Annotated in this window: 24 protein-coding genes; 11 read left to right on the top strand and 13 right to left on the bottom strand. The window is 75.5% G+C overall.

Features of this window, described 5'->3' with window-relative positions; translation table 11 throughout:
- Nucleotides 1-26: 26 nt before the first annotated feature.
- Nucleotides 27-605 (bottom strand): DUF2087 domain-containing protein, encoded by a 579-nt coding sequence (locus ACFZP7_RS12795; protein WP_385634453.1) that lies wholly within the window; start codon nucleotides 603-605, stop codon nucleotides 27-29.
- Between the two features lie 324 nt (nucleotides 606-929).
- Here ACFZP7_RS12795 and ACFZP7_RS12800 point away from each other — a divergent pair, with 324 nt between their 5' ends.
- Complete coding sequence (locus tag ACFZP7_RS12800; RefSeq protein WP_019325458.1) at nucleotides 930-1,235, top strand: chaplin; 306 nt, start codon at nucleotides 930-932, stop codon at nucleotides 1,233-1,235.
- 76 nt (nucleotides 1,236-1,311) lie between these two features.
- On the opposite strand, the gene ACFZP7_RS12805 is transcribed toward ACFZP7_RS12800, so the two are convergent.
- From ACFZP7_RS12805 to chpG, 6 genes are all read right to left on the bottom strand, one after another.
- Entirely contained in the window at nucleotides 1,312-2,178 is an 867-nt protein-coding gene (locus tag ACFZP7_RS12805; protein ID WP_046249454.1) for a tyrosinase family protein, read from the bottom strand.
- Nucleotides 2,162-2,770: a tyrosinase family oxidase copper chaperone gene (locus ACFZP7_RS12810; protein ID WP_385634454.1), complete on the bottom strand. Its 609-nt coding sequence runs from the start codon at nucleotides 2,768-2,770 to the stop codon at nucleotides 2,162-2,164. Before ACFZP7_RS12810 ends, ACFZP7_RS12805 begins: the two co-directional genes overlap by 17 nt.
- A gap of 109 nt (nucleotides 2,771-2,879) precedes the next feature.
- The gene (locus ACFZP7_RS12815) at nucleotides 2,880-3,395 is read right to left on the bottom strand and encodes a hypothetical protein (protein ID WP_385634455.1); all 516 of its coding nucleotides are present in this window, start codon (nucleotides 3,393-3,395) and stop codon (nucleotides 2,880-2,882) included.
- Nucleotides 3,396-3,476: 81 nt separating this feature from the next.
- Entirely contained in the window at nucleotides 3,477-3,758 is a 282-nt protein-coding gene (locus ACFZP7_RS12820; protein ID WP_019325462.1) for a hypothetical protein, read from the bottom strand.
- A gap of 265 nt (nucleotides 3,759-4,023) precedes the next feature.
- Nucleotides 4,024-4,797: a hypothetical protein gene (locus ACFZP7_RS12825; protein WP_127444417.1), complete on the bottom strand. Its 774-nt coding sequence runs from the start codon at nucleotides 4,795-4,797 to the stop codon at nucleotides 4,024-4,026.
- 275 nt (nucleotides 4,798-5,072) lie between these two features.
- The gene (chpG, locus tag ACFZP7_RS12830) at nucleotides 5,073-5,312 is read right to left on the bottom strand and encodes a chaplin ChpG (protein WP_019325464.1); all 240 of its coding nucleotides are present in this window, start codon (nucleotides 5,310-5,312) and stop codon (nucleotides 5,073-5,075) included.
- Between the two features lie 389 nt (nucleotides 5,313-5,701).
- On the opposite strand from chpG, the gene ACFZP7_RS12835 reads away from it, so the two are divergent.
- From ACFZP7_RS12835 to ACFZP7_RS12870, 8 genes are all read left to right on the top strand, one after another.
- Nucleotides 5,702-7,000 carry a glycosyltransferase gene (locus ACFZP7_RS12835; RefSeq protein WP_385634456.1) on the top strand — a complete coding sequence of 433 codons (1,299 nt, stop codon included), beginning with the start codon at nucleotides 5,702-5,704 and terminating at the stop codon, nucleotides 6,998-7,000.
- Nucleotides 6,997-8,469, top strand: coding sequence for an exopolysaccharide biosynthesis polyprenyl glycosylphosphotransferase (locus ACFZP7_RS12840; protein WP_385634457.1), 1,473 nt, complete (start codon nucleotides 6,997-6,999; stop codon nucleotides 8,467-8,469). The genes ACFZP7_RS12835 and ACFZP7_RS12840 overlap by 4 nt, the downstream gene beginning before the upstream one ends.
- Nucleotides 8,470-8,474: 5 nt before the next feature.
- Nucleotides 8,475-9,839 carry an O-antigen ligase family protein gene (locus ACFZP7_RS12845; protein WP_385634458.1) on the top strand — a complete coding sequence of 455 codons (1,365 nt, stop codon included), beginning with the start codon at nucleotides 8,475-8,477 and terminating at the stop codon, nucleotides 9,837-9,839.
- Nucleotides 9,836-11,833 carry a lipid II flippase MurJ gene (locus ACFZP7_RS12850; protein ID WP_385634459.1) on the top strand — a complete coding sequence of 666 codons (1,998 nt, stop codon included), beginning with the start codon at nucleotides 9,836-9,838 and terminating at the stop codon, nucleotides 11,831-11,833. Before ACFZP7_RS12845 ends, ACFZP7_RS12850 begins: the two co-directional genes overlap by 4 nt.
- Nucleotides 11,834-11,900: 67 nt before the next feature.
- Nucleotides 11,901-12,590: a polysaccharide deacetylase family protein gene (locus ACFZP7_RS12855; RefSeq protein ID WP_046249191.1), complete on the top strand. Its 690-nt coding sequence runs from the start codon at nucleotides 11,901-11,903 to the stop codon at nucleotides 12,588-12,590.
- A gap of 1 nt (nucleotide 12,591) precedes the next feature.
- Nucleotides 12,592-13,752: a glycosyltransferase gene (locus tag ACFZP7_RS12860; protein ID WP_385634460.1), complete on the top strand. Its 1,161-nt coding sequence runs from the start codon at nucleotides 12,592-12,594 to the stop codon at nucleotides 13,750-13,752.
- Nucleotides 13,749-14,471 carry a lipopolysaccharide biosynthesis protein gene (locus ACFZP7_RS12865; protein ID WP_385634461.1) on the top strand — a complete coding sequence of 241 codons (723 nt, stop codon included), beginning with the start codon at nucleotides 13,749-13,751 and terminating at the stop codon, nucleotides 14,469-14,471. The genes ACFZP7_RS12860 and ACFZP7_RS12865 overlap by 4 nt, the downstream gene beginning before the upstream one ends.
- A 47-nt stretch (nucleotides 14,472-14,518) precedes the next feature.
- Nucleotides 14,519-15,643, top strand: a complete 1,125-nt coding sequence (locus tag ACFZP7_RS12870) for a GNAT family N-acetyltransferase (RefSeq protein ID WP_385634462.1) — start codon at nucleotides 14,519-14,521, stop codon at nucleotides 15,641-15,643.
- Between the two features lie 25 nt (nucleotides 15,644-15,668).
- Here ACFZP7_RS12870 and ACFZP7_RS12875 read toward each other — a convergent pair whose 3' ends face one another.
- The gene (locus ACFZP7_RS12875) at nucleotides 15,669-16,889 is read right to left on the bottom strand and encodes a glycoside hydrolase family 26 protein (RefSeq protein ID WP_031014373.1); all 1,221 of its coding nucleotides are present in this window, start codon (nucleotides 16,887-16,889) and stop codon (nucleotides 15,669-15,671) included.
- A 188-nt stretch (nucleotides 16,890-17,077) separates the two neighbouring features.
- On the opposite strand from ACFZP7_RS12875, the gene ACFZP7_RS12880 reads away from it, so the two are divergent.
- Nucleotides 17,078-18,406, top strand: coding sequence for an ATP-grasp domain-containing protein (locus ACFZP7_RS12880; RefSeq protein ID WP_385634463.1), 1,329 nt, complete (start codon nucleotides 17,078-17,080; stop codon nucleotides 18,404-18,406).
- A 92-nt stretch (nucleotides 18,407-18,498) separates the two neighbouring features.
- On the opposite strand, the gene ACFZP7_RS12885 is transcribed toward ACFZP7_RS12880, so the two are convergent.
- The 3 genes from ACFZP7_RS12885 to rdlA form a co-directional block, all read right to left on the bottom strand.
- The gene (locus ACFZP7_RS12885; RefSeq protein WP_385634464.1) at nucleotides 18,499-19,293 is read right to left on the bottom strand and encodes a chaplin; all 795 of its coding nucleotides are present in this window, start codon (nucleotides 19,291-19,293) and stop codon (nucleotides 18,499-18,501) included.
- Between the two features lie 136 nt (nucleotides 19,294-19,429).
- A complete protein-coding gene (gene chpD / locus ACFZP7_RS12890) occupies nucleotides 19,430-19,657 on the bottom strand; it encodes a chaplin ChpD (protein ID WP_019325477.1) in 228 nt (75 codons plus the stop codon).
- A 288-nt stretch (nucleotides 19,658-19,945) separates the two neighbouring features.
- Nucleotides 19,946-20,338: a rodlin RdlA gene (gene rdlA, locus ACFZP7_RS12895; protein ID WP_031014367.1), complete on the bottom strand. Its 393-nt coding sequence runs from the start codon at nucleotides 20,336-20,338 to the stop codon at nucleotides 19,946-19,948.
- Nucleotides 20,339-20,599: 261 nt separating this feature from the next.
- On the opposite strand from rdlA, the gene rdlB reads away from it, so the two are divergent.
- On the top strand, nucleotides 20,600-21,004 hold the full coding sequence (gene rdlB / locus ACFZP7_RS12900; protein ID WP_109202934.1) for a rodlin RdlB: 405 nt from the start codon (nucleotides 20,600-20,602) through the stop codon (nucleotides 21,002-21,004).
- 81 nt (nucleotides 21,005-21,085) lie between these two features.
- Here rdlB and ACFZP7_RS12905 read toward each other — a convergent pair whose 3' ends face one another.
- Complete coding sequence (locus ACFZP7_RS12905; RefSeq protein WP_385634465.1) at nucleotides 21,086-23,023, bottom strand: AMP-dependent synthetase/ligase; 1,938 nt, start codon at nucleotides 23,021-23,023, stop codon at nucleotides 21,086-21,088.
- A 100-nt stretch (nucleotides 23,024-23,123) separates the two neighbouring features.
- On the bottom strand, nucleotides 23,124-24,692 hold the full coding sequence (locus tag ACFZP7_RS12910) for a von Willebrand factor type A domain-containing protein (RefSeq protein ID WP_385634466.1): 1,569 nt from the start codon (nucleotides 24,690-24,692) through the stop codon (nucleotides 23,124-23,126).
- Between the last annotated feature and the right edge of the window lie 152 nt (nucleotides 24,693-24,844).

Below are 24,844 nucleotides of genomic sequence, written 5' to 3' on the forward strand. Positions count from 1 at the left end.
GTCAACGGGCTCAGGCGTCAGCGGACTCAAGCGATCCCGGCCCGGGCCGACGGGTCCGCTCGCCGGTACGTCCCGCCGCTCCGGCGCAGGTGACCGAGGTCCACCAGGTAGCGCCGGAGCGTCACATGGTCGACGTCGCCGTCGTCGCACCAGGCGCGCAGCTTCTCGTCGACGGCGCGTTCCGGGTACTCCACGCCCGGCGTGAAGGTCTGCTCGGCGATGTGCCGCAGCACCACCTTCTTGCGCGTCCAGCGCGCGGGCAGCCGCACCAGGCGCCCGTCCTTGACGAAGGTCCGCACGATCAGGCCCGCCCGGTCGTCCTCCGTCCCGGTGTGCCCTGCGGTCTCGGCAGCCGGCCTGCTCACGCGGGCGAGTTCCGCGAAGCGCGCGTGGGCGACGACGAGGCCGCCGTCGTCCCCGGACGTCACCACGCCGTACTCCCGCAGCCGGCGCAGCGCGGCGGCGGCGTCCCTCGCGGACAGGCCGCCCGAGCGGGCCACCTCCTCCGCGCTGCCCGCGCCCAGGGCCACGGCCGCGAAGGCGCGCACCCGGCCCTCGTCGGCGAACAGGCCGGGCAGCGCGCCCACCTCGGACCGCGCGGTCACGTCGGCGTGCTCCGGCCGGCCCGGGGTGCCGATGGACGGGACGGGTCGGTCGGAACGAACGGGGCGATCGGCTGGCACGGATCGAGCAGATCGGTCGGATCGGTCGGATCGGTCGTTGTCCATGCGGGGAGGCTAGTGGACGCACCGGCCCGGAACGGAGCGGTTTTCGGCCCGGGCACCGGCTCCAGAGGCCACCCCCGCCCTTCTGTTCAAAAAGGGTGATCCTCACATTCCCCCCGTGTCCCCCCTCCGACCTGCCGCGTTGAACCGGCCGTGCGGTGGCGCGACCTGCCGCCGTGCTCCCCGAGTCAGAAGGAGAACGTGATGTCTCGCATCGCGAAGGCCGCCGGTGTCGCCCTGGGCGCCGGTGCCGTGGTGCTCAGCGGCACCGGCCTGGCCATGGCGGACGCGGGCGCCGAGGGCGCGGCCATCGGCTCGCCCGGCGTCCTGTCCGGCAACGTCGTCCAGGTCCCGGTCAACGTGCCGGTCAACGTCTGCGGCAACACGATCAACGTGATCGGTCTGCTGAACCCGGCCTTCGGCAACAGCTGCGAAAACGGCGACGACGACAAGAAGGACGACAGCGACAAGCACGGCGAGGACGGCAAGAACAGCGGCTACGGCGGCTGAGTCCCGCAGTGACCAGGTGAGCCCCGGCCGTCCCGGCCGGGGCTCACCCCTGTGCGGGGCGCCGTGGCGCCGCCGGTCAGGCGTACCGGTAGATCCGGCTGTGGTCCTCCAGTTCGTCCGGCGTCACGTCCCACGGCGGCAGCCTCTCGTGCCGGGCGACGATCCGTCCGCGCTGCGCGCTGCCCCGGCCGGGCGGCTCGGCGGGCAGATAGCGGGCGCCGCCGTGCCGGGCCTGCCAGCGGGACCAGAGCAGATCGACGAAGGCGTGGTGCAGCCAGAAGACCGGGTCGTTGACGGACGCGCCGCCGACCATGGCCCCGCCCACCCAGCGGTGCACCCGGTTGTGGTTGCGCCAGGAGACGCTGCCGCGCCCGGTGCCCCAGCCCTCCAGCTTGTTGCGGAAGCCCTTGCGGACCGTGGAGTCCCAGGGCGCGGTGTCGTACACCGGGTCGTCGAGCGCCCACTCCAGGTCGCTCCTGCCGGGCAGTTCCAGGGGATCGCCCGCCCGCCCGAGGTCCCGGGTGAGGTACTCGGTGTCGGTGACGTTCTCCTTGAGGGTCCAGTTGCCCTCGGCGTAGGCGAACGGCCCGGTGGTCACCCGGTGGTCGGAGCGCCGCCCGGTGCCGCCGAGGAGGTCGGCCGTCCACGGCGTCGAGGTGGCGGAACGGTCCTTGGTCCAGTCCCAGTACGGCACGGTGACCGACGAGTCGACCCGGCGCAGCGCCTCCTCCAGGTCCAGCAGGAACCGCCGGTGCCAGGGCAGGAAGGACGGCGCCATGTGCGCCGTGCGCAGTCCGTCCTCGCCGTCGGAGACGTAGTACTCGATGTGGGTGCGGACGAACTCGTCGTACTCGCCGCGCCGCTTGACCTCGAGCAGCGCCTTGACGAACCGTCGCTTCTCGGAGCGGGTCAGCGTGCTGACGTCCTTACGCGTGTACGCCACGGTGCCTCCCGGAGTGGTCCTGACCTGCGGCGGCCGGGGTGTCGCGCAGCTGCTCGCCGGGCCCGAGTTCGTCGACGGCGCCGCGGGCGGCGGCGAGCGGGGTGGGGTAGGACCGGTAGTGGTCGACCATGCTGAGCCAGCTGCCGTCGGCCCGGCGCATGAGGTGCAGCGGCCGGCCGTCCACGGTCACGTGCCACGTCCCGGCGCCGACCGCGCGCCCCGCGGCCGACCGGATGCCGCGGATGCGGCGGCCTCGGTAGGTCTCGTCGAACGAGGCGCCGTCGGCCGGGTCGCCGGGCCGCGGCTCGGCACCGGCCTCGTCGTGCGGTTCGGGATGCGGGTGGCGCGTGGGCGTCCCCGGGGCGGCCTGTGAGGGCCGGGAGGCCGCGACCAGCGGCGCCAGGGAGACGGCGACGGCCGGGGCGAGCAGGCCCCGGATCAACTGCCGTCGGGTGCCGCTCACCGGGCGGCCCAGGGGCCCTCTCGGACTCCCGTCCGCCGCTCCGTCCGCTGTCCTGTCCGCCGCTCCGTCCGTCTCGTCCGCGATCCCGACAGCGGCTGCCTCGCTGGTTCTGTCCGCGTTGACGACCATGGCTCGCTCCTCGTCCCTCGTCCGGTTCGGTGATTCGCACCGGTAACCGAGCGACGGGCCCCGCGGTCACCGCACACAGGGCCACACGGGTGCGGACGAGGCGGTACGGCTACAGCCCCGGGCCGACCCCCAGGTCGGCCGTCGGCACGGACTGCACCACCGGGCTGAGTACGCCCGCCTGGGGCAGCTTCGCGGCCGGCAGACCGAAGCCGCCGCCGTCGGGCGCGCTGAGCGGGGCGTCCAGGGACAGTCCCGGCGCCAGCGCCCGCAGGTCGGCCGCGGGGGCGTCGACGGCGGCGTGGTCGAACTCGTCCCCGAGGACCCGCGGCAGGGGCTGGCGCAGGTCGACGCCCGGCAGCCCGCTGCTCACCGGCAGCTGCGGGAGCGTCCGCTCCGGCAGCAGCCGGCCCTCGACGTACCGCGGCCCCTCGGGCGCTCCCGGCTTCGGCACCGGCAGTTCGCCCTCCACCTCGGGCAGTTCCATGCCGAGGGCCGTCTCCGCGCCGCCCAGCGGCACCGGCACGGGAACGGCGGCGGCCGCGGCGGCCGGTGTCGCGGCCGCGCCCACGGCGGCCGCGACACCGGTGAGGACGGCGGCCAGGGTTCGTCTGGTGGTCGACTTCATGTCAGGCACGGTCCCTTTCAGAAATGCGGGAGGGCTGGCGGGGAGAACGGAATACGGTGGATCCGGCGTCGGCCGTCCGTTTCAGCGGCCCAGCGGAAGACCGCCGAGCAGGCCGCCCCCGGAGTTCAGCTCGGTGGTCGCGCCCTTCACGGTGTGCAGCACGGAGTCCTTGTTCTCGGTGTCCAGCGCTTCCGACTGGTGCTTGAGCGGCATCACGTCGATGGGCTCGGAGGTGAGCGCGTTCACGGCGCCGTTCAGGCTGGTGGGCGTGATGTCGGCGGGGTCGTAGGCGAACGCGGGGGCGGCGGAGCCGGCGGCGACCAGGGAACCGGCGACCACGGCGGCGGCCTTGAGGGACTTCATCGTGCTCCTTTCTTCGGCGACCCGTCGGGGCACCGGGGGAAATGCTGACGCCGTGCCTAACGACCTGCTTCGGGCACGGAAACCCCGCGTGCGGAAGACATATGAGATCCCTTGATGACGTAATGCCTGATGCCGTGACGGCGAATGACGTGAGGGAATGCCGCGCAGTGGCCGACCGCGCGCACGGCCGACGAGGAAAAGCGAAAGGGCCGCCGCGCCGTCCCGGAAGAGGGGGACGGCGCGGCGGCCCGGAACGCCGGGGGCGTCAGGAGGGGTTCGCCGGCAGCGGGGCGGCCGGAGCCGCCGCCTCCGGAGCCGCGGCCTCCGGGGCGGCCGGCAGCGCGGGCAGGCCGGCCAGGTCGGCGGCGGGCAGTTCGCCGCCGACCAGCGTGGCGGCGACGACGTTGACGACACCGGTGACCACGTCCTTGACGGCCGGGCTCACCTGTTCGGCGGTACCGGAGGTGCTGGCCTTGATCAGGGCGTCGATCTGCTTCTGCAGTTCCGCGTAGGCGGAGGCGGCCAGGTCGGACGCCGCCGCGGTCTCGTCAGCGCCCTGCGCCGCGACGGGCGCCGGCAGCGTCACCGGGGTCTCGGCGTCCGGCGCGGTCACGGCCGGCGGCTGGGCCGGGGTGCTCGTGCCGGGCGTGGTGGTGCCGGGGGTGGTGGTGCCGGGCGTGGTGGTCTCCGGCGTCGTCGCCGTGTCGTCGGCGTCCGCGTCGGCCGCCTCGGCCTTGGCGAGGGCGTCCTTGACGGCGGCGGCGAACTGGTCCGCGTCGGTGGCGGCGAGCTTGCCGTCGTCGGCCTTGAGTACGGCGCTGAGCAGGTCGGTCACCGGCGTCAGCACGCCGCCCAGACCGGCCAGGCTGCCGACCTGGTCCTGGAGTTCGGCGGCGTCGGGCAGGGGTGCGCGGGACGCCGCGTGGGTGCGTTCCCGGACCGATTCGCCATCGGCCGCCATCACCGCCGGACCGGAGAGACCGATCAGGAGGCCGGCGGTGAGAGCGGTGGTGGCGATTCGCCGTGCGGGCAGACGCATGAGGGGGTTCCTTTCGGTGGTGCGTCGGATCTTGAGCCCACCGTGGAAGCGCCCGTGCCGCTCTGCAACCGAGCCGTCACCGCGGGTACGCGCCCGGATGCGCCGCCCCCGGCGTCCTGCCTGGTGGGACGGCCTGTCAAGGCCCGCCCGCCGTGTCGGCGCCCGCACCCCCCATTCGGGGCAGCACACCGCCGTCCGTGCGGCAACGCGAACCGGCCGCCCGTTCGCGGAGGAACCGCGGTACGGACGGCCGGTGCGGGGGTTCGAGCCGACGGTCAGTCGTTCTCGCACTCGTTGCCGAACGCCGGGTTCAGCAGGCCGATGATGTCGACGGTGTTGCCGCAGACGTTGACCGGGATGTGAACCGGGACCTGCACGACGTTGCCGGACAGCACGCCCGGGGAGTGGGCGGCGGCGGCCTGGGCGCCGCTGTCGGCAGCGGCGACACCGGCGGTGCCCGCCACCGCGGCGGCGGCGACGGAGGTCAGGGCCAGGCCCTTCGCGATACGCGACATGGAGAGGTGCTCCTTGGGGTTGACACAAACATCCGGGCGGGTGCCCGGCGCAGTGTCAACGCGTGGCACGCGCGCGAGTTGTGCCGCCGAAAGAGTGATCTCGCGGGAGACCGGCGTTCACAGATCCAACACACATACCCGGTTTCACCGTATTAGTACGGATAGCGACTAGAGTTCCCCACCATCCGACGCATCCCTGTTGCACCACTGCGGGGCTTCGACCGAGGGCACCCATCGAACGCTCCGATCGTGGCGGTGACCAGCCGGTTCCCGGTTCGTTTCGCGGCAGGACGCGGCGTGCGCCGGCGTACGCCGCGTCGCGGCCGACGCCCTGCGGTGAGACGCGCGCCCGCCCGTCCCGAGCCTTGTCCGTGAGCGAGGAAACGCGTATGCACCTGGCACCGACGGCCTCCCGGTCACGGGTTCTGCACGTCACCCAGCCGGTGGACGGCGGGGTCGCCCGCGTCGTCACGGACCTGACCCGGGCTCAGCTCGCCGCGGGACTCCGCGTCACGGTCGCCTGTCCGGACGGAGGCCCGCTGGCCGCCGGACTCCGTGCGCTCGGCGCCGACGTGCGGCACTGGCCGGCGACGCGGTCCCCGGGGCCGGCCCTGGCGGCGGAGATGCGGCGGCTGGCCCGCGTGATCGAGGACGTGCGGCCCGCCCTGGTGCACGCGCACAGCGCCAAGGCGGGTCTCGCGGCGCGGCTCGCCGTACAGGGGCGGGTGCCGACCGTGTTCCAGCCGCACGCCTGGTCGTTCGAGGCGGTCGGCGGGGCCGCGGCGCGACTCGCGCTCGGCTGGGAGCGGCTGGGGGCGCGGTGGGCGGCGCGCACGGTGTGCGTGAGCGAGGCGGAGCGGCTGCGCGGGGAGCGGGCCGGGGTGCGCGGGCGGTGGGCGGTCATCCCCAACGGCGTCGACCTCGACCGCTTCGGCGCGGGCCCCGGGCCGGAGCCGGCCGCGGAGGAGGTACGGCTGCGGTGCGGCGCCGGCCCGCACGCGCCGCTGGTGGTGTGCGTGGGACGCCTGTGCCGGCAGAAGGGTCAGGACGTGCTGCTGGCCGCGTGGGCGTCGGTGCTCGCGCGGGTGCCGGGGGCCCGGCTGGTGCTGGTCGGCGACGGCCCGGACCGCGCCGCTCTGGCGGCGCGCGCCTCGGCGTACGGCTTCGGCGCCGGCGCCCCGGGCCGGGGAGCGTCCGGCGGCACCGGCCCGGCACGGGTCCGCACCGGTGGTGCGCGCCCGCCCGAGGAGACCGCCCCGGTGCTCTTCGCGGGTGCCGTCGCCGACGCCGCCCCCTGGTACCGGGCCGCCGATCTGGTCGTCCTGCCGTCGCGCTGGGAGGGCATGGCGCTGGCCCCGCTGGAGGCGATGGCCTGCGGGCGGCCGGTGGTGATGACCGGCGTGGACGGAGCCGACGAGGTGCTGCCGCCCGCTCTTCTCCCGCACTGCCTGGTCCCGCCCGGGGACGCCGCGGCGCTGGCCGGCGCCGTGAGCGGGCTGCTGCTCGACGCGCCGCTGCGCGCGTCGCTCGGCCGGCGGGCGCGCGCGCACGTCCGGTCCGCACACGACGTACGGCACACCGCCGCGGCGGTCGCCGCGGTGTACGGCGATCTCCTCGGCGAAGGCCCCGCGGCCCCGCGGCCGTCGGCCGTCACGCCCACCGAACGCAGGGAGTCCACGCACCCGTGACCGCGGAAAGCACCGTTCCCACCCCCGCCGGGCAGCCACGCGACCTCGGCGGTTCTCCTCTCTCGGTGATGCCTCGGCACAGCGGCTCCGGTGGCTTCCGGCTGCCCGCCGGGCGGCCCGCCCCGCGGCCGGACTCCCCGCTGCCGCTCATCGTCACGGACGGCGCTGCCGCCCTGCCGGGATCACTCGTCCTCACCGGCACCCCGCACCAACCGCTGCTCGCGGCCCTGCTGGTCGCCGCCTCCCTGCTGCTGTGCCCGCAGCCCGCCCGGCGGTTGCCGGGGGTGCTGGACGACCTGCCCGCCCTCTGCGGCCGTGTCGCGGTGCTCTGGCTGACGCTCGGCGCGCTCGTCGCGGCGTGCGCGCCGGCCCACGCGCTGTCCGCCCGCACTCTGCTGCTCGGCTTCCTGCTGCACACGGCGACGGGGTGCGCGGGCCGGGGCGTCGTGCACCGGCGGCGCCGCGGCGCGTTGCGGGCCCGCCCGCGCGCCGCCCTCGTCGTCGGCCCCGTCGCGACCGCGCAGCGCGTGGCGGCGGCGGTGCTGCGCGACCCGGGCTGCGGGATGCGGCCGGTCGGGCTGGTCGCCGACGACCCGGGCGGTGCCCCCGGCGGTCCGCCCGTGCTGACCACGGCTGAGGAGGTGCGGCGGGCGGTCGTGCAGAACGGCGTACGGGACGTGCTGGCCGTGCACCCGTCCGTGCTCGCGCGGCAGGGGCCGTTGCTGCGGGCGCTGGCCGAGTCGGGGTGCGCGGTGTGGGAACTGGACGCGGACTCCCCCTCGTACCCCGATGTGACGTTCCCCGGCCGGGCCTGCCCGGGCCGGTCGTATCCGGGCCGGGACCGGCTCGCCGGGTTCTCCTGCCGGCGTCTGCCGACGGGGGCCCGGCGGCCGGGCGGCGCCGGGAAGAGGGTGCTGGACGTGACGGTGTCCGGGGCGCTGTTGCTGCTGCTGAGCCCGCTGCTGCTGGCCTGCGCGGCCGTGCTGCGGGTGGTGGGCGGGCCGGGTGTGGTGTTCCGGCAGGAGCGCATCGGCAAGGACGGCGCGCCGTTCACGCTGCTGAAGTTCCGCACCCACCGCCCGGCCGACGCGCACGAGTCGGCGACCCGGTGGAGCGTGGCGGACGAGCGGCGGATGCCCTGGTTCTGCCGCTTCCTGCGCCGCACCTCGCTGGACGAGCTGCTGCAGTTGTGGAACGTCTTCCGCGGTGACATGAGCCTGGTCGGCCCGCGCCCCGAACGCCCCTACTTCGTCGCCCAGTTCAGCCAGACCCACCCGGGCTACGCGGCCCGCCACCGGGCACCGGCCGGCATCACGGGGCTGGCGCAGATCAACGGGCTGCGCGGCGACACCTCCATCGAGGACCGGGCCCGCTACGACAACGCGTACATCGACGACTGGTCGCTGTGGCAGGACGTCTGCATCCTGCTGCGCACGGCCGTGGCACTCGTGCGCCCGACGGGGAGTTGAGCGAGGTGGCCCACGCCCTGCCCCTGTGGTCCGCGGCGCGTCTGCGCCGTCGGCCGCCGCCGCCCGTCCTCGCCGTGGTGGCGGTGGTCGCGCTGCTGGCGCTGCCGGTCTCCGGGGGCGGGGCGGACGGCGCGCATCCGGCGGACGTGGCCTCGGGCCTGGCGGTGCTGTACTGCGCCGTCCGGCTGGTACGGGACCGGCGGCGCCCCCTGTCCCGCAGGGGGGCCGTGGTGCTGGGCCTGCCCGTGGTCGGTCTCGCCGTCGCCGCCGCGGGCGCCCTCTCGCCGGAGGCGGGGCTCACCGGCCTCGGCCGCTACCTCCAGGTCTTCGTCCTGGTCCCGGCCGCCGTCGTCCTGCTGGTGCGCGACCGCGGCGACGTGCGGCTGCTCGCCTGGTCGATGGTGGGGCTCGCGGTGTGGCAGGGGGCGGTCGGCGTCCACCAGTACGCGACCGGCACCGGCGCCTCCTACCAGGGCGAGCAGGTCCGGGCCGTGGGCACCTTCGGGCCGCAGGACGTGATGGGGATGGCGACCGTGGTGTCCCTGGGGCTGGTCTGCGCGGTGGGGCTGGCGCTGGGCCGGACTCCGGTGCGGCACCGGCTGCTCGCCGCCGGCTGCGCCCTCGCCCTGCTGCTGCCGCTGGCGCTGTCGTTCAGCCGGGGGGCGTGGATCGCGACGGCGGTGACCTGCGCGGCACAGCTGCTGCTCGCGGGGGCGCGGCGGGCGCTGGCGGTGGGCGCGGCCGCGGTGGCGGCGGGCGTGGTGCTGGTGGGCGGCTTCGGGGTGGGCACGGCGATGCTCCAGGAGCGGGTCGGCAGCATCACCCGGGTCGCCGACGCGCCCGACCAGTCGGTGACCGACCGGTACACCATGTGGGCGGCGGCCGTCGGCATGTGGCGCGAGCGGCCGTTGACGGGTGTCGGGCTGAAGGGTTTTCCCGAGCACCGCGACGGACACGCCTCGCTGGCGCTGTCCTCCGGCAGCGAGACCGACGGCGCCGGCGCCGGCTACCGCAGGCAGCCGCTGCTGTCCCCGCACAACATGTACCTGCTGGTCCTGGCCGAGCAGGGGCTGATCGGGCTGCTCGCGCTCGCGGGGAGCTGGCTGGCGCTGCTGGTGCTCGGGCTGCGGAGGCTGCGTGCGGCGCGGCGCTCCCGGCGGCCGGGACAGGACTGCGCGCTGGTCGCCTGCGGGCTGCTGGTGTGGCAGTTGACCGACTTCGCGTACGCCGACATCGGCGGCCCCTCGACCGTACTGACGGCGGTGTGCTTCGGGCTCGCCGCCCGGTGGGGGCTGGGCGGCGGTACGGGGGCGGGCGCGGAAGCGGGGTCCGGCGCCGGGAACGGCCGCGGGGAGGTGCCGGTCTCGTGACGACGCCTCCCGTGCACGCGCCGGACGAGGCGGCGGTGCCGGCGGCCCGCAGCGCCGACGTCCCGGGCGCGGACGCCGGGGCCGACGCCGGGGAACGGTCCTCGCGGGGTCTCCTCGCCCGTGCCGCGCTGCTCACGGCCGTGCTGTCGGTGGCCGGGTCGGTGCTCGGGCTGGCCCGGGACCAGGCGCTGGCCCGGCTGTTCGGGGCCGGCCGCGAGACGGACGCCTTCCTGGTGGCCTGGACGGTGCCGGAGTTCGCGGCGACGCTGCTCATCGAGGACGGGCTGGCCTTCGCGCTGGTCCCGATGTTCAGCCTCGCGCTGGCCCGCCGCGCGCAGGGCACGGTACCCGGCGATCCGGTCCGCGCGCTGGTCGCCGCCACGCTGCCCCGGCTGACCCTGGCCTTCGCCGCGGCCGGCGCGCTGGTCGTGGCCGCCGCTCCGGTGCTGGTGCGGGCCCTGGCGCCGGGCCTGCCCGACCACGCCCTGGCCGTCGACTGCACCCGCCTCACCGCCACCTGCGTGGTGAGCTTCGGACTGGCCGGGTACTGCAGCGCCGCGCTGCGCGCGCACCGCCGGTTCCTGGCACCGGCGGCGATCTACTGCGCCTACAACACCGGCATCATCACCGCGATGTTCGTGCTCGGCGGACGCTGGGGGGTGCGCGCGGCGGCCGTGGGGGTCGCGGTGGGCGGCCTGCTGATGGTGGCGGCGCAACTGCCCTCGCTGGCCGGACAGCTGCGCCACCCGGACGGCCGACCCGACCGCCGACGGCTCCGGTTCCGGTTCCGGTTCGGGTTCCGGTTCCGGTTCCGGTTCGGGTTCCGGCGGGACGAGGGTGCCGGCGCGGCGCCCCGGACGTCGACCGTCACCGCCACCGACGCCCCGACCCCTGCGGCCGGGGCGACGGCCGGAACGAACGCCCCGCACCGGGGGACGGCCGGGCAGGAGGCCCCCGCGCCCCGTACGACGCCCCGCGCCGCGGACACCCCGGCGCGCCCCCTCGCCCTCGCCCTGCTCGGCACCGTCCTGCTCTTCGCGCTGTGCCGGCAGTCGCAGGTCCTGATCGAACGCTTCCTCGCCTCCGGGCTCCCCTCCGGCGCCATCTCGCACCTGAACTACGCGCAGAAGGTGGCCCAGATCCCGATGACCCTGTCGCTGATGCTCTGCACGGTCACCTTCCCGGTGGTGGCGCGGGCGGTGGCCGACGGCGACACGGAGCGGGCCCGCGCACGCGTCGAGCGGGACGTGGCGCTGGCGGCCGGTCTGGTGCTGCTGGGCACCGCCACCGTCGTCGCCTGCGCGCCCCAGATGGTCCAGCTGCTCTTCCAGCGCGGCGCGTTCACGGCGGCCGACACGGCGGCGACGGCGGGCGTCATGCGCGTGTACGCCCTCGGGCTGCTCGGCCAGACGGTGGTGGGCGCGCTGGCCCGCTGCTACTTCTCCGCCGGCCGCGCCAACTGGTACCCGCTCGGCGCGATGGCCGTCGGCATCGCCGCCACCGCCGGTGCCGGCGCCTGGGCGGTCGGCCCCTGGGGCGTGTCCGGGATCGCCGCCGCCAACGCCGCCGGCATCACCGTCACCGCCGCCCTGCTGGTCGCCGGGACGGGCCCGCGCAGCGTCCCCGTGCGCCTGCGGCGCGTCCTGGGCGACCTGGCCCGGCCGGTCCCGGTGGCGGTCGCGGCGGCGGTCACGGGCGCGCTGGTCGCGGACCGCCTCGCCGCCCCCGGTGTCTCTCCCGCCGTCCCCCTGGCCGCCGGTGCCGCGGCGGTCGTCGGCGTCTTCGCCGTCCTCGCCCCGGTCCTCGGCGTCCGGGGCGCCGTCCCCGCCGTCGAGTCCGTCCGCCGCTCCCTCCGTCCCGTCACACGAAGGCTCCCGCATGGCCGCATCAGCCTCCGCATCCGCTTCCCCCTCCCCCGACGCCTCCCTCCGGGCGCCCGCCCGCGCCGTCCCCGCAAGTCCCGCGGGTCCCGCAGGTCCCGCAGGTCCCGCTGACCTCCGTACGCTCACCGGTGCCCGCGTGGGCGTGCGCGCCCGCCCCGGCACCGTCCCGTGGATCGCCATGTACCACTCCGTCGGCGACCGCTCCGAGGACCCGTACCGGATCACGGTGACGCCCGAGCGGCTGGACGCGCAGCTCGGCTGGCTGCGCCGGCGCGGCCTGCGGGGGGTGTCCGTGGCCGGGCTGCTGGCCGCCCGGGCCCGGGGCGAGGACCGCGGCCTGGTCGGGCTGACCTTCGACGACGGGTACGCGGACTTCGTCACGCACGCCCTGCCGTGCCTGCGCCGCCACGGCTGCGGGGCCACGCTGTTCGTGCTGCCGGGCAGACTCGGCGCCGACAACGCCTGGGACCCGCTGGGCCCGCGCAAGCCCCTACTGACCGCGGACGGCATCCGGCACGCCGCCGCGGAGGGCGTCGAGATCGGCTCGCACGGGCTCACCCACGTCGACCTGACCACGGCGGACGACGCCACGCTGAAGGCCGAGACCGCCGAGAGCCGGGCGCTGCTGACCGAGCTGACCGGCGCTCCGGTCACCGGCTTCTGCTACCCCTACGGCACGGTCGACGCCCGGGCCGCCGAGGCCGTGCGCGCCGCCGGGTACGCGTACGCGTGCGCCATCGACCCCGGCCCGCTGACCGGCCCGCACGCGCTGCCCCGCGTGCACGTGGGTGAGCGGGACACGGCCGTGCGCCTGCTGCTGAAGACCCGACTGCACCGGCTGCGCCGCCGTCCCGCGACGGGGGTGTGAGGTGAGGGTCCTGCACGTCATCACCGGCCTCGGTGTCGGCGGCGCCGAGCAGCAGCTGCGCCTCCTGCTGCGCCACCTCCCCGTCGACTGCGACGTCGTGACGCTCACCGACCCGGGCCCGGTCGCCGACGGACTGACGGCCGACGGCGTCCACGTCGTCCACCTCGGCATGGCCGGCAACCGGGACCTGGCCGCGCTGCCCCGCCTGACCCGGCTGATCCGCGCCGGCGGCTACGACCTGGTGCACACGCACCTCTACCGCGCCTGCCTCTACGGCCGGCTCGCCGCCCGCCTGGCCGGCGTACGCGCCGTCGTCGCCACCGAACACTCCCTCGGCGACTCCCAGATGGAGGGCCGCCCGCTCACCCCGGCCGTCCGCGCGCTGTACCTGGCCGGGGAGCGGCTGGGCACCACCACCGTGGCCGTCTCGCCCACCGTCGCCGACCGGCTGGAGCGGTGGGGCGTGCCCGCGCCCCGCATCGAGGTCGTCCCCAACGGCATCGACCTGGACCGCTTCCGCTTCGACCCCGTGGCCCGTCAGCGCACCCGCCGACGCCTCGGCCTGCCCCCGGACGCGTACGTCGTCGGCGGCGTCGGACGGCTCACCCCGGGCAAGCGGTTCGACGTGCTGGTCCGGGCGCTGGCCCGGCTGCCGGACGACTGCCGGCTGCTGCTGGTCGGCGGCGGCCCCGAGGAGCACGTGCTGCGCCGCACCGCCCGGGAGGCGGGGGTGGCCGACCGCGTCCTGCTCACCGGCGAACGCCCCTGTGCCCCCGACGGCACCCCGGGCCCCGACCTGCCCTCGCTCACCTCGGCGATGGACGTGCTCGCCGCCCCGTCGCCCGAGGAGGCGTTCGGCCTGGCGGTCGTGGAGGGCCTGGCGTCGGGGCTGCCGGTGCTGTTCAGCTCCTGCCCGGCGATCGAGGACCTGCCCCCGCACGCCGCGCCCGCGGCCCGGCGGGTCACCGGCGGCCCGGCGGAGTTCGCCCGCGCGCTCGCCGAGGTCCGGGCCGCCGCCGGACCCGGTCCCGGCCCCCGCACCGCGCCCGAGGCCGCCCGCCACTACTGCGTCACCCGCAGCGCCGCCCGGCTGTTGGACGTGTACGCGGCCGCCCTCTCGCACCCGTCGTCCCCGGCACTCCAGGGAGTCAGTTCCGCATGACCGAGTCCATGACCCGTCCCCCGGCCGAGACCGCGGCACCGGACGAGAAGGCCGGGCCGCCCGCCCGGCCCCGCCGCGCGCTCGCCGTGCTGCGTCCCGCCCTGCGCCGCGTCCGCACCCTGCCGCCGTGGTCCGCGCTCGTGGCCGGCGTCCTCACCGGGGGCCTGCTGGGCGCCGGCTACGGCCTGCTCACCCCCGCGCGGTACACGGCGACCAGTTACGTCGTCGCCGTCCCCGCCGACGCGTCGGACCCGGCGTCGGCCCTGGGATTCGCACAGGCCTACGGCCGGGTCGCCACCCAGCTCGCGGTGCTCGCGGACGCCCAGATGTGGGCGCACGTGCCGGTGACCACGCTGCGGGAGAGCGTGCGCACCGCGACCTCGCCGGACGCGCCGATGGTGTCGGTGTCGGCCACCTCCTCCTCCCCGGAGGAGGCCGCCGACATGGCCGACGCGGTCGCCCGCGCGCTGACCCGGCACGCGGCGGCGTCCGCCGACGACACCCGGGTGGAGCTGCGGCAGTTCGCCCGCGCCACCGAGCCCACCGAGCCGTCCTCGGCGTCGGCCGCCGTCACCGGGCTGGTGGGCGCGAGCGCGGGCGGCCTGCTGGGCGGACTGGCGCTGCTGGTCCGGCCGCGCCGGGCCGGGCGGGACGGCGGTCCACCGGCGGCACCGGTGCCCGGCCCCGCCCCGGCCGCCGACGTCCGCGGACAGCTGTGACGACGTACCCGGCGACGCGCCCGGCGCGGTGCCCGGGCCCGCGCCCGGTGCCGTACCCGCCGACGTACACCACGGAACTGGTCACCGACGAGGGCCGCTTGGCCGGGCTGGCGCCGGAGTGGGGGCGGCTGTACCGCCGGTGCGCGGCGGCGACCCCGTTCCAGAGCCACGCCTGGCTGCACGCGTGGTGGCGGTCGTACGGCACGCCCGGCCGGCTGCGGGTGCTGCTGGTCCGCGACGGCCGCGAACTGGTCGCCGCCGCGCCGCTGACGCTCGTACGGCGTCCGGTCCCGGCGCTGGTGCCGCTGGGCGGGGCGATCTCCGACTACGGGGACGTCCTGCTGGACGACGAGCGCGGGGACGCCGCGGCGGCCTCGCTCGCCGGCGCGCTCTCCCGGGCCGCCCGGTCCGCGCTGATCGACCTGCGCGAGGTGCGGCCCGGCGCCGCCGCCGAACGGGTGTGGGACCACTGGCGCGGACCGCGCCGCCTGGTGCCCGACTCGCTGTGCCTGGAGCTGCCCGCCGCGCCCCTGCCCGAGCTGATCGCCCGACTGCCCTCGGCCAAGTCCCAGCAGCGGGTGCGCGCCAAGCTGCGCAGGCTCGACGCGCTCGGCGTCGTCAGCCGCACCGTCCCGCCCGGCGAGGTGGACGCGGCGCTGCGCCGGCTGCTGGAGCTGCACCGCCTCCAGTGGCAGGGGCGGAAGGTCACCGGCGAGCATCTGCGGACCCGGTTCCGCGACCATCTGGTGCGGGCGGTGGGGCCGATGGTGCGGTCCGGGGACGCGGTGGTCACCGAGTTCCGGATGGACGGCGAGGTGGTGGCCGTGGACGTGACGCTGCTGGCGCGGCGGCTGGCGGGCGGCTACCTGTACGGCGCCCATCCCCGGCTGCGGGAACGGAAGGCGGACGTCGCCGTGATGCTGCTGGACGCGTGCGCCGAGCACGCCCGGGCGCCGGGGCGGAGCACGCTGAGTCTGCTGCGCGGCGACGAGCCGTACAAGCACCACTGGCGTCCGGAGCCGGTGGTGAACCAGCGGCTGCTGCTGGCCCGTCGGCGCACGGCCCCGCTGCTGTCGGCCGCCCTGTGCGACGTGTCCGCGCGCCGACGCGGCAAGGAACTGCTGCGGCGGCGGCAGGAGCGGAAGGAGCGCACCGGTGGCGGCGGGACCTGACCGGCCCCGCCGCCGGAGCGCACCGCTACTTGTGGCGCGCGTACCAGTCCAGGCGCATGCAGAGCTTCCCGCCGAGCCAGTACTCGACCCAGTCGCCGAGGTTCAGCGGCGAGCAGTCGGCGGCGGGCTCGGGCGCGGTGGGCGGCACCGCGGGCACGGGCGGTGCCGTGGGCACGGTGGGCGTGGTCGGCTCCGGGACCTCGGGGGCCGGCTCGTCGGTGCGGCCGAAGAGCACGGACCGGTAGACGGCCGTGGAGCGGGGGTTGTCGCCGCACTGCCACACGCCGTGCGGGCAGTAGTCCGTGAGCGTGTTGTAGACGGGCTTGTGCTCGTCCATCCAGGCGAGCATGCGCCGCATGTACTCGGCGTTGTCCCCGTTGCGGAAGAGACCCCATTCCGGGTAGGAGATGGGCTTCCCGTGCGCCTTGGCGAAATCCACGTGCGCCTGGAGTCCGTAGGGCTCCGTCACCTGTTCGTCGAACGGCATGCCGCGCGGCTGGTCGTAGGAGTCCATGCCGATGATGTCGACCGTGTCGTCGCCGGGGTAGCACTCGGTCCAGGGGACGGCGTCCCGGCCGCGGCTCGGGGTGAAGTCGAACCGGAACTTCTGCCCCGGCACCGCGCGCATGGTGGTGACGATCCTGTTCCAGTACGTCTTCCAGGCGTCCGGGTCGGGTCCGCACCTGTGGCTGTAGGTGGTGCCGTTCATCTCCCAGCCGAGCACGAGGACCGTGTCGGGCACGTCCAGCTCCACCAGCCGTTCGGCGAGGGCGCGGTAGTGGTGGTCGAAGCGTCCGGCGGCCCCTTGGCGCAGGAGCCCGCGCACCTCGTCGTCGTCGAGCCCCTCCTCGTTGCGCTCCATCATGGGCACGTTGAGGACGAGCGTCCGGTCGGCCTTGCGGGTGCGCCAGTCGGCCCACACGTCGAGGAACCCGGGGGCGCCCGCGATGTTGCTCCAGCGGTCACCGGGCAGGTAGGTGTGGCCGACGCTCAGTTCGGCGCCGCCCAGCCAGTGGCTCAGCTCGGCCATCCGGGCCACGCCTCGCGGTCCGTAGTCGAGGTAGGCGCCGAAGGCGGGGGCACCGGCCGCCGAGGGTGCCTGGGCGGCCGGCGGCGCGGGCGCGGGTGGCACCGGTTCGGCGACGGCGGCCGGAGGGGCCGCGGCCAGCAGGGCCATCCCGGCGAGCGTCGCCGCCACCGCGTGTCCCGGCCGCCCCGGCCGGGTCCGTCTCCGACGTACGGCCATGCCGGCCCCTCTCCTCGCGTGTGTCCAGCGCTCCGCTCACCCGCCTCACCGCGGCGCGTCCACGACGTGCGCGGCGGGCGCTACTGACACTCAGTCATATGAATCTCCGTCACGCCACCGCTGCTACGGCTTTCGAGTGGGCCGATCGCCCGCTCCGGTGACCCGACCGAAGACGAAGGAAGAATCCCGTGTCGCTGTTCGACACCCGCGTCCCCGCCGTTCTGCTGCGGACCGACCGGAACCCTTTCCACCACGGAACGCTGGGCGCGGTGCGTTCGCTCGGCCGCGCGGGCGTGGACGTGCACCTCGTCGCCGACTGTGCCGGAAGCCCGGTCGGTGCCTCCCGCTATGTGAGCCGGGTGCACACTCCCCCGCCGCCCGGTGCCTCGCCCGCCGAGATCGCGGCGGTCCTGCGCCGGGTCGCCGCGCGGGTCGCGCGTCCCGCGGTGCTGATCCCGATGGACGACGCGTGCGCGGTCGCGGTGGGGCTCGCGCGGGCGGAGCTGGCGCCCTCGTACCTGCTGCCGGAGCTGCCCGGCGCGCTGCCCGGGCGGGTGGCCGACAAGGCGGAGCTGGCCGGTGTGTGCGCGGCCCTGGACGTCCCGCACCCGACGACCCTGGTGCCGGACGGGCCGCGGGAGGCCGCCCGCGCCGCCTGGCGGCTGGGGCTGCCGGTGGTGGCGAAGTGGAGCCGGCCCTGGCTGGTGCCGCCGGGCAGCGCGCTGCGCAGCACCGTGCTGGTGCGGTCGGCCGGTGAGGCGCGGGAGCTGTACGGGCGGGCCGAGGAGGCCGGCAGCCGGCTGCTGCTCCAGGCGTTCCTGCCGCCGGGACCGGACCGCGACTGGTTCTTCCACGGGTACGCCGACCGCTCGGGCGCGGTGCGGGCGGGCGGGCCCGGCCGCAAGACCCGTGCCCGGCCCCGGGGCGCCGGTCTGACGGCGGTCGGCCGGTGGACGGAGAACCCGCGGGTGCGGGCGCTCGCCGAGCGGGTCGCGACCGAGCTGGGCTACCGGGGCATCCTCGACCTCGACTTCCGGCGCTGCGGGACGACGGGCCGCTACCACCTGCTGGACTTCAATCCCCGCCCGGGCGCGCAGTTCCGGCTGTTCACCGACACCGCCGGGCTGGATGTCGTACGGGCCCTGCACCTGGACCTGACCGACCGGCCGCTGCCGGACGGGGAGCCGCGGCCGGGACGGACCTTCGTGGTGGAGAACTACGCGCCGCTCAGCGCCCTGCGCCCGGCGCCCGACGGACGCGAACTGGCCTGGCACGCCCCGGACGACCGGGCGCCGGGCCGGGCCCTGTGGGCCCTGTGGGGGCGACACGCGAGCGGTCGCCTCCTGGACCGCCTGCACCACGGGCTCCGCCCCCGCCCGCGCCCGGCGGCTCCGGCCCGCCCCCGCGTCGTACGCCAGGCCCCCGCGCCCTCCTCCGACCGGGCGCCCCGTACGGACGACCCGGGACCCGCCGGCCGTGCGGGCCGCGCGGAGGAGGACCGGGCGGGATTTCACTGACGGGGCCTCCCGCCCCGGGCCCGGCCGCGGGCGCGGACAGCGCGGCGCCCCCGGCCGACCGTACGGGGTCGGTCCGGGGGCGCCGGGGCGGGTCAGCGGCGGGCGGCGGGGCGGCTGCGCCGGTAGAGGATCGCGCCGGCGGTGACCAGTCCGGCACCGGCGGCCGCGGCGGCCGGCATGGCCTCGCTGCCGGTCTCCGCGAGGGCGGGCGGCTGCTCCTCCTGCGGGGCCGGCGGGGTCTCCTCCTCACCGGCGGGCGGCGGGGGCTCCTCCTCACCGGCGGGCGGCGGCGGAGGCTTCTCCTCCTCGCCCGGGGGCGGCGGCTTCTCCTCCTCGCCGGGCGGGGTGGTGGGGGGCGGCGGCTCCTCCTCGCCGTAGCTGGGGGGCTCCTCGTGCTGCTGCTCGCAGGAGTTGCCGAAGACGGGGTTCAGCGCGGCGATCACGTCGATCGTGTTGCCGCAGAGGTTCACCGGCACGTCGACCGGGACCTGGGCGGCGTTGCCGGAGCCGACGCCGGGCGAGCCCACGGCGGTCCCGTCCGCGCTCGAGCCGGACGGTACGTCGACGTCCGCGACGTCCTCGCCGTACTCCCCGCCGTGTCCGCCGTCCTGGCCGTAGCCGGAGCCGGAGTCGGCGGGCTCGTCCGAGGTGTTCTCGCACTCGTTGCCGAAGGCCGGGTTCAGCGCGGCGATCACGTCGACGGTGTTGCCGCAGGCGTTCACCGGCACGTCCACCGGGACCTGGACGGCGTTGCCGGACGCGACGCCCGGCGAGTTCTTGGCGGCTCCGTCCGCATGCGAGTCGGCAAGGGCGGGGCTGCCGCACAGGGAAAGGATGCCCGTCGCGGCGGCTGCCGCGACCATCCCCCTGCTCAGGGTCTGTCGCACTCTGGTTGTCTTCCTGCTGGTAGAGGTGGCTGGAGTACCGGCTGCGGGCAGGCCGCGGAAAAGGGGGAAAGCCGGCCCCGGACCAAACGAGTTGGCCGAGGCCGGCCGTGACGCAGCCGGTCGGTGCGGAACGACGTCAGTCGTTCTCGCACTCGTTGCCGAACGCCGGGTTCAGCAGACCAACGACGTTGATGCTGTTGCCGCACACGTTGACGGGAACGTGCACGGGGACCTGGACGACGTTGCCCGACAGGACACCCGGGGAGCCGACGGCGGCACCCTCGGCACCCGCGTCGGCGAAGGCCGGGGCGGCCATGCCGAGGGCCATGATCGCGCCCGCGACGACAGCAGCGCTCTTCTTCATGAACTTTCCCTTCTCTGCGGTCATGCCTGAATGACGGCCGAAACCGCGCGAGCACAGCATTGACGGCTCGCACCATGACCTGCAGCCTGCAAACGAGAAATTGACGGCCGGGGAAACTACCGAACGTGGGACACCGGTTAATTCACCCGGATGCCCCACAACACGGCCCGGCCGTACCTCCAGGAGAGCGACGACGTCATTCCGCTCGCCCGGCGAAAACCCGGCCCGGTCACGGCCGGGCGGCCCGCGGGGAAGTCAGCGGGCCGCCCGTGCCGGGCGGGATACGGCTCAGCCCTCGCCGTTCGCCGACAGCACCGACAGGTCCTCCAGGACGTGCGAGACCGCACCGTCCCGCTTGGCCTGCGTGGAGTTGTCCGCGCACTGCTGGTTCAGGTCGTCCGCCAGGACGTTGATGTCCTGGATCGGCACCAGGTTGATGACGGCGACGTTGACGTCCTCGACACCCAGGCACGGCTTGTTCAGCGTGCCCTCGACCAGCGACAGCTGCGGGCTCATGTCGCCGTCGGTCGCCGAGTTGCCGAACGACGACGAGGCGCCGTTGCCGTTGGCCACGGCCGGCCCGTTGTCGTCCCCGATGGCCAGGGCCTGGGGGGCGGCAGCAGCGGACATGCCGATCACAGAAGCGGCAGCCGCCGCGGCGACCATTGCCTTCTTGAGCACTTCGCGTTCCTTTCGTCGTAGCGACGCACTGTCCTACGGCCTCATCAACCCGGTGCGGAGTGATTGGTTGCGGGCGTTCACCCGGTTGGCCCGCACGCGATCCCGGGGCCCGTGCGAAATCGCCGGGAAATCAGGGGGAATCACCGACCCGCACACATTTCCCGCTGTCCGCCGACTGAGTGAACGGGAGAAACCCGGACGGGTACACGGAGTTGACCAGTGCGCTCCGGAGGACGGGGTTTTTCAGAAAGGACTGGCCAAATGATCAAGAAGGTTGTCGCCTACGCGGCGATCGCCGCCTCCGTCATGGGTGCCTCCGCTGTCGCGGCCCCGCAGGCGATGGCGATCGGCGACGACAGCGGCCCCGTCTCCGCGAACGGGAACGGTGCCTCGCAGTACTTCGGCAACTCGGCGACCCACGGCAACATGAGCCCGCAGATGGCGCTCATCCAGGGCTCGTTCAACAAGCCGTGCATCGCGGTCAGCGAGATCCCGGTCAGCGTCATCGGTCTCGTCCCGATCCAGGACCTCAACGTCCTGTCGGACGACCTGAACCAGCAGTGCGCCGAGAACTCCACGCAGGCCAAGCGCGACGGCGCGCTGGCCCACCTGCTGGAGGACGTCTCGATCCTGTCCTCCAACGGCGAGGGCGGCGGCAAGGGCTGACACCCCGGGAAGGGGCGGGCCGCCGAACGCATCGGCGGTCCGCCCCTTCCGCATGCCGTCGTCCGGGTTGGGTGAACGCCGTCACCCGGGCCGGCGTCCCGGCGCCGCGTACAGGGCCTCGATCTCGTCGGCGTAGGCGGTCACCGCCGCCTGCCGCTTCACCTTGAGGGACGGGGTGAGCAGCCCGTTCTCCTCGGTGAACTCGCCGTCGACGATCCGGAAGGCGCGGATCGACTCGGCGCGGGAGACGGCGGCGTTGGCGTGGTCGACGGCCTTCTGGACCTCGGCGCGCATCCGCTCGTCGCGCGCAAGCGCGGACATCGGGGTGTCGGCGGGCAGCTTGCGGACCGCCAGCCAGTGGGCGACGGCGTCCGGGTCCAGGGTGACCAGGGCGGCGACGAAGGGCCGGTTGTCCCCGACGACCAGGCACTGGGCGACGGGCGGGCGGCTGCGCAGGCGGTCCTCCAGGACGGCCGGGGAGACGTTCTTGCCGCCGGAGGTGACCAGGAGGTCCTTCTTGCGGCCGGTGATGGTGAGGTAGCCGTCGTCGTCCAGGGAGCCCAGGTCACCGGTGGCGAACCAGCCGTCGGTGAGGACGGCGTCGGTGGCCTCGGGGTCGTTGCGGTAGGCGCCGAAGACGATGCCGCCCTTGATGAGCACCTCGCCGTCCTCGGCGATGCGCACCGCGGTGCCGGGGACCGGCCGGCCGACGGTGCCGGGGCGCGGGCCGAGCGGCGGGACGATGGTGGCCGCCGCGGTCGTCTCGGTGAGGCCGTAGCCCTCGTAGATCATGATCCCGGCGGCGTAGAAGAACAGGCTGAGGTCGCGCTCCAGCGGGGAGCCGCCGCTGATGGCGTAGCGCATGCGGCCGCCGAGTTCGGCCCGGACCCGGCGGTAGACCAGCAGGTCGTACAGGGCCCAGCCGGCCCGCAGCGCGGGGCCGGGGCCCTTGCCGCGGCCGAGGAAGCGTTCCAGGTGGGCCGCGCCGAAGCGCACGGCGAGGCGGTGGGCGCGCTCGAAGGAGGCACCGCGGCCGATCTTCTCGGCGGTGGCCCGGCCGGTGTCGTGGATCTTCTCGAAGAGGTAGGGGACCCCGACCAGGAAGGTCGGGCGGAACCTCTTCAGCGCCGGCCTGAGTTCGTCGGGCTTGATGCTCGGGAAGTGGCCCAGCTCGATGCGGGCCAGCAGGCAGGCGATCTGGATGGTGCGGCCGAGGATGTGGGCGAGCGGCAGGAAGAGGAGGGTCGAGGCGGTCTGGCCGGTGACCTCCTTGAAGATCGGGTGGAGCAGTTCGACGGTGTTGGCGGCCTCGGCGTGCAGGTTGGCGTGGGTGAGGACGCAGCCCTTGGGGCGGCCGGTGGTGCCGGAGGTGTAGCAGACGGTCGCCACCGTGTCGGGGGTCAGGGCGGTGCGGCGCTTGGTGACCTCCTCGTCGCTCACGCCCCGGCCGAGGGCGGTGAGGTCGGCGAGGGCGCCGGAGTCGATCTCCCAGGCGCGCGGGTGCTGGTCGTGGCCGGACGTGCCGGCCACGACGGTGGCGGTGTGGGCGGCGGTCTCGGTGATCACGTGACGGGCGCCGGAGTCGCGGACGATCCACTCGACCTGGTCGGCGGACGAGGTGGGGTAGACGGGGACGGTCCGGCCGCCGGCCGTCCAGATCGCGAAGTCCAGGACCGTCCACTCGTAGCGGGTGCGGGACATGACGGCGACCCGGCCGCCCGGTTCCAGGCCGGCGGCGATCAGGCCCTTGGCCACGGCGGTCACCTCGGCGGCGAACCGCTGCGCGGTGACGGTCCGCCAGACGCCGTCCACCTCGCGGCGCAGGACCACCGCGTCGGGTGCCTCGGCCGCGTTGGTGAACGGGATGTCGGCGGTGCTGCCCGTGGTGGGGCGGGGTGCCAGGGCCGGGGTACGGGCCTCGCGGACGGTGCCGTGGGCGTCCCGGACGGTCTCGGTCCGGGAGCGGGAGGCCAGGTCCCCGCTCCTCCTCGCCCGTTTCAGGTCCCTGTGTACGCCCATGTCGGCTCCCGGTCGCGGATCGCAGTGGTGTTGCGCTGCCTCTTCCCGTTACTTACCGCAGAGTAAACTTACTCCCGCGTAAGTGGTCAACGGGGGCGGCTCAGGTCAGCTCGTCCGCCTGCCGGACCGCCACGGCGAGCCGTCCGACGTCCGGGTCGTCCGTGCGGTCGGCCAGCGCGTCGGCGCGCTCGGCGAGTTCGCCGAGACGCGGTGCGCCCGGCAGGGAGCCGTCGTCGTACGGGGTGCGCAGGGCGTCGGCGAAGTAGGCGGCGGTCGCCGTCACGCGCAGGCCGCGGTCCGCTTCCCACACCGAGTCGTCGAGGTCACCGGACTCCACGTCGCCGGACTCCTCGTGCGGGGCGCGGCTGTCGGGGTCGAGCCAGCGGACGGTGGCCGTGGCCAGCCGGCCGTCGGCGCCGGGGCGGGTGCGCACGGCGTACAGGGCGGTGACGGTGTGGCCGGGGCCGACCTCGCCGCCGTCGACGCGGTCGTCGCGGAAGTCGTCGTCGGCGACGCGGCGGTTGTCGTAGCCCACGAGGCGGAACTCGGCGACCGTCTCCGGGTCGAAGGCGACCTGGGCCTTGGCGTCGCGGGCGGTCAGCTCGATGTGGCGCGGGAGCTGCTCGCAGAAGACCTCGCGGGCGTCCTCCGGGTCCGACACGTACGTGGTGTGTCCGTCGCCCTTGTCGGCGAGGCGTTCCATCAGGGCGTCGCCGTAGTCGCTGCCGACGCCGACGCCGAAGAGGGTGATGCCGTGCTCGCGGCGCTCGTCCGCGATGCGTTCGAGGATGGCGTCCGCGTCGGTCTCGCCGGTGTTGGCGAGGGCGTCGGAGACGAGGACGACGCGGTTGGTGGCGCCCTCGCGGCGGCCCTCGACGGCGGTGTCGTAGCCGGTCTCGACGCCCGCGCCGAGGTTGGTGGACTGGGTGGGCTCCAGGCTGTCGATGGCGTCGTGGACGCGGCCGCGGCGGTCGCCGAGCCGGGTCATCGGCAGGACGGTCTCGGCCTCGTCGCTGAAGGTGACCAGCGCGACCGAGTCGTCGTCGCGCAGCCGGTCGGTCATCGTGCCCAGGGCCTCTTGGGCGAGGTCGAGGCGGCCGGGCTCGGCCATGGAGCCGGAGACGTCGATGACGAAGGTCAGGGCGGCCGGCGGGCGGGCGCCGCGCTGCTCGGCGCCCCGGGTGGCCAGGCCCACGCGGACCAGGGACCAGTCCTCCTCGCCGGTGCGGGCGCCGTCCACGGTCACCGTGAAGCCGTCGCCTTCGGGACGCTCGTAGTCCTGGCGGAAGCTGTTGACGAACTCCTCGGGGCGGACCGTAGACGGGTCGGGCAGTTGGCCCTCGGCCAGGGTGCGGCGGGCGTAGCCGTAGGAGGCGGTGTCGACGTCCAGGGCGAAGGTGGAGAGGAGGTCGGGTTCGGGGGCGACCTCCCGGGAGTCTCCCGTCCCGCCCGTGGTCGCGCCCTCGTCGTGGCGCTGTCCGGCCTCGCCGCGCGGCCCGTCGGGTGCGGGCACCGGCGCGGAGCCCCGGCCCCGGGAGTCCACCGTCGTGTCCTTCTCGCCCCGCGCCGCGTCCTCGTCTCCTCCCCCGCAGCCGGTGAGCAGCAGGCCGCCCGCCGCCGTGAGCGCGAGCAGCGCGCCGATCGGTCCTCGTGTCCGGTGTCGCCTCATCTTCCGTGCCCCCTGCTTCCGTTGACGCCGGTGTACGTGACTGTGACGGCGCGGGAGGGCGGAACGTGCGGCACGGGGTGTCACGGGTGCGTCTCGAAGTGGGCACGGCGGCGGGCCGCCGAGACCGGTGGGTGATCCTCCGGAGAGCCCGC

This window comes from Streptomyces sp. SudanB5_2050 (assembly GCF_964272335.1).
GTDB classification, from domain to species: domain Bacteria; phylum Actinomycetota; class Actinomycetes; order Streptomycetales; family Streptomycetaceae; genus Streptomyces; species Streptomyces rochei.

Bases quoted from the DNA above. Each gene is read 5' to 3' on its own strand.
- ACFZP7_RS12800 (WP_019325458.1), top strand. From the start codon at position 930: ATGTCTCGCATCGCGAAGGCCGCCGGTGTCGCCCTGGGCGCCGGTGCC.
- ACFZP7_RS12810 (WP_385634454.1), bottom strand. From the start codon at position 2,770: ATGGTCGTCAACGCGGACAGAACCAGCGAGGCAGCCGCTGTCGGGATC.
- ACFZP7_RS12815 (WP_385634455.1), bottom strand. From the start codon at position 3,395: ATGAAGTCGACCACCAGACGAACCCTGGCCGCCGTCCTCACCGGTGTC.
- ACFZP7_RS12820 (WP_019325462.1), bottom strand. From the start codon at position 3,758: ATGAAGTCCCTCAAGGCCGCCGCCGTGGTCGCCGGTTCCCTGGTCGCC.
- ACFZP7_RS12825 (WP_127444417.1), bottom strand. From the start codon at position 4,797: ATGCGTCTGCCCGCACGGCGAATCGCCACCACCGCTCTCACCGCCGGC.
- chpG (WP_019325464.1), bottom strand. From the start codon at position 5,312: ATGTCGCGTATCGCGAAGGGCCTGGCCCTGACCTCCGTCGCCGCCGCC.
- ACFZP7_RS12835 (WP_385634456.1), top strand. From the start codon at position 5,702: ATGCACCTGGCACCGACGGCCTCCCGGTCACGGGTTCTGCACGTCACC.
- ACFZP7_RS12855 (WP_046249191.1), top strand. From the start codon at position 11,901: ATGTACCACTCCGTCGGCGACCGCTCCGAGGACCCGTACCGGATCACG.
- ACFZP7_RS12865 (WP_385634461.1), top strand. From the start codon at position 13,749: ATGACCGAGTCCATGACCCGTCCCCCGGCCGAGACCGCGGCACCGGAC.
- ACFZP7_RS12875 (WP_031014373.1), bottom strand. From the start codon at position 16,889: ATGGCCGTACGTCGGAGACGGACCCGGCCGGGGCGGCCGGGACACGCG.
- chpD (WP_019325477.1), bottom strand. From the start codon at position 19,657: ATGAAGAAGAGCGCTGCTGTCGTCGCGGGCGCGATCATGGCCCTCGGC.
- rdlB (WP_109202934.1), top strand. From the start codon at position 20,600: ATGATCAAGAAGGTTGTCGCCTACGCGGCGATCGCCGCCTCCGTCATG.
- ACFZP7_RS12905 (WP_385634465.1), bottom strand. From the start codon at position 23,023: ATGGGCGTACACAGGGACCTGAAACGGGCGAGGAGGAGCGGGGACCTG.
- ACFZP7_RS12910 (WP_385634466.1), bottom strand. From the start codon at position 24,692: ATGAGGCGACACCGGACACGAGGACCGATCGGCGCGCTGCTCGCGCTC.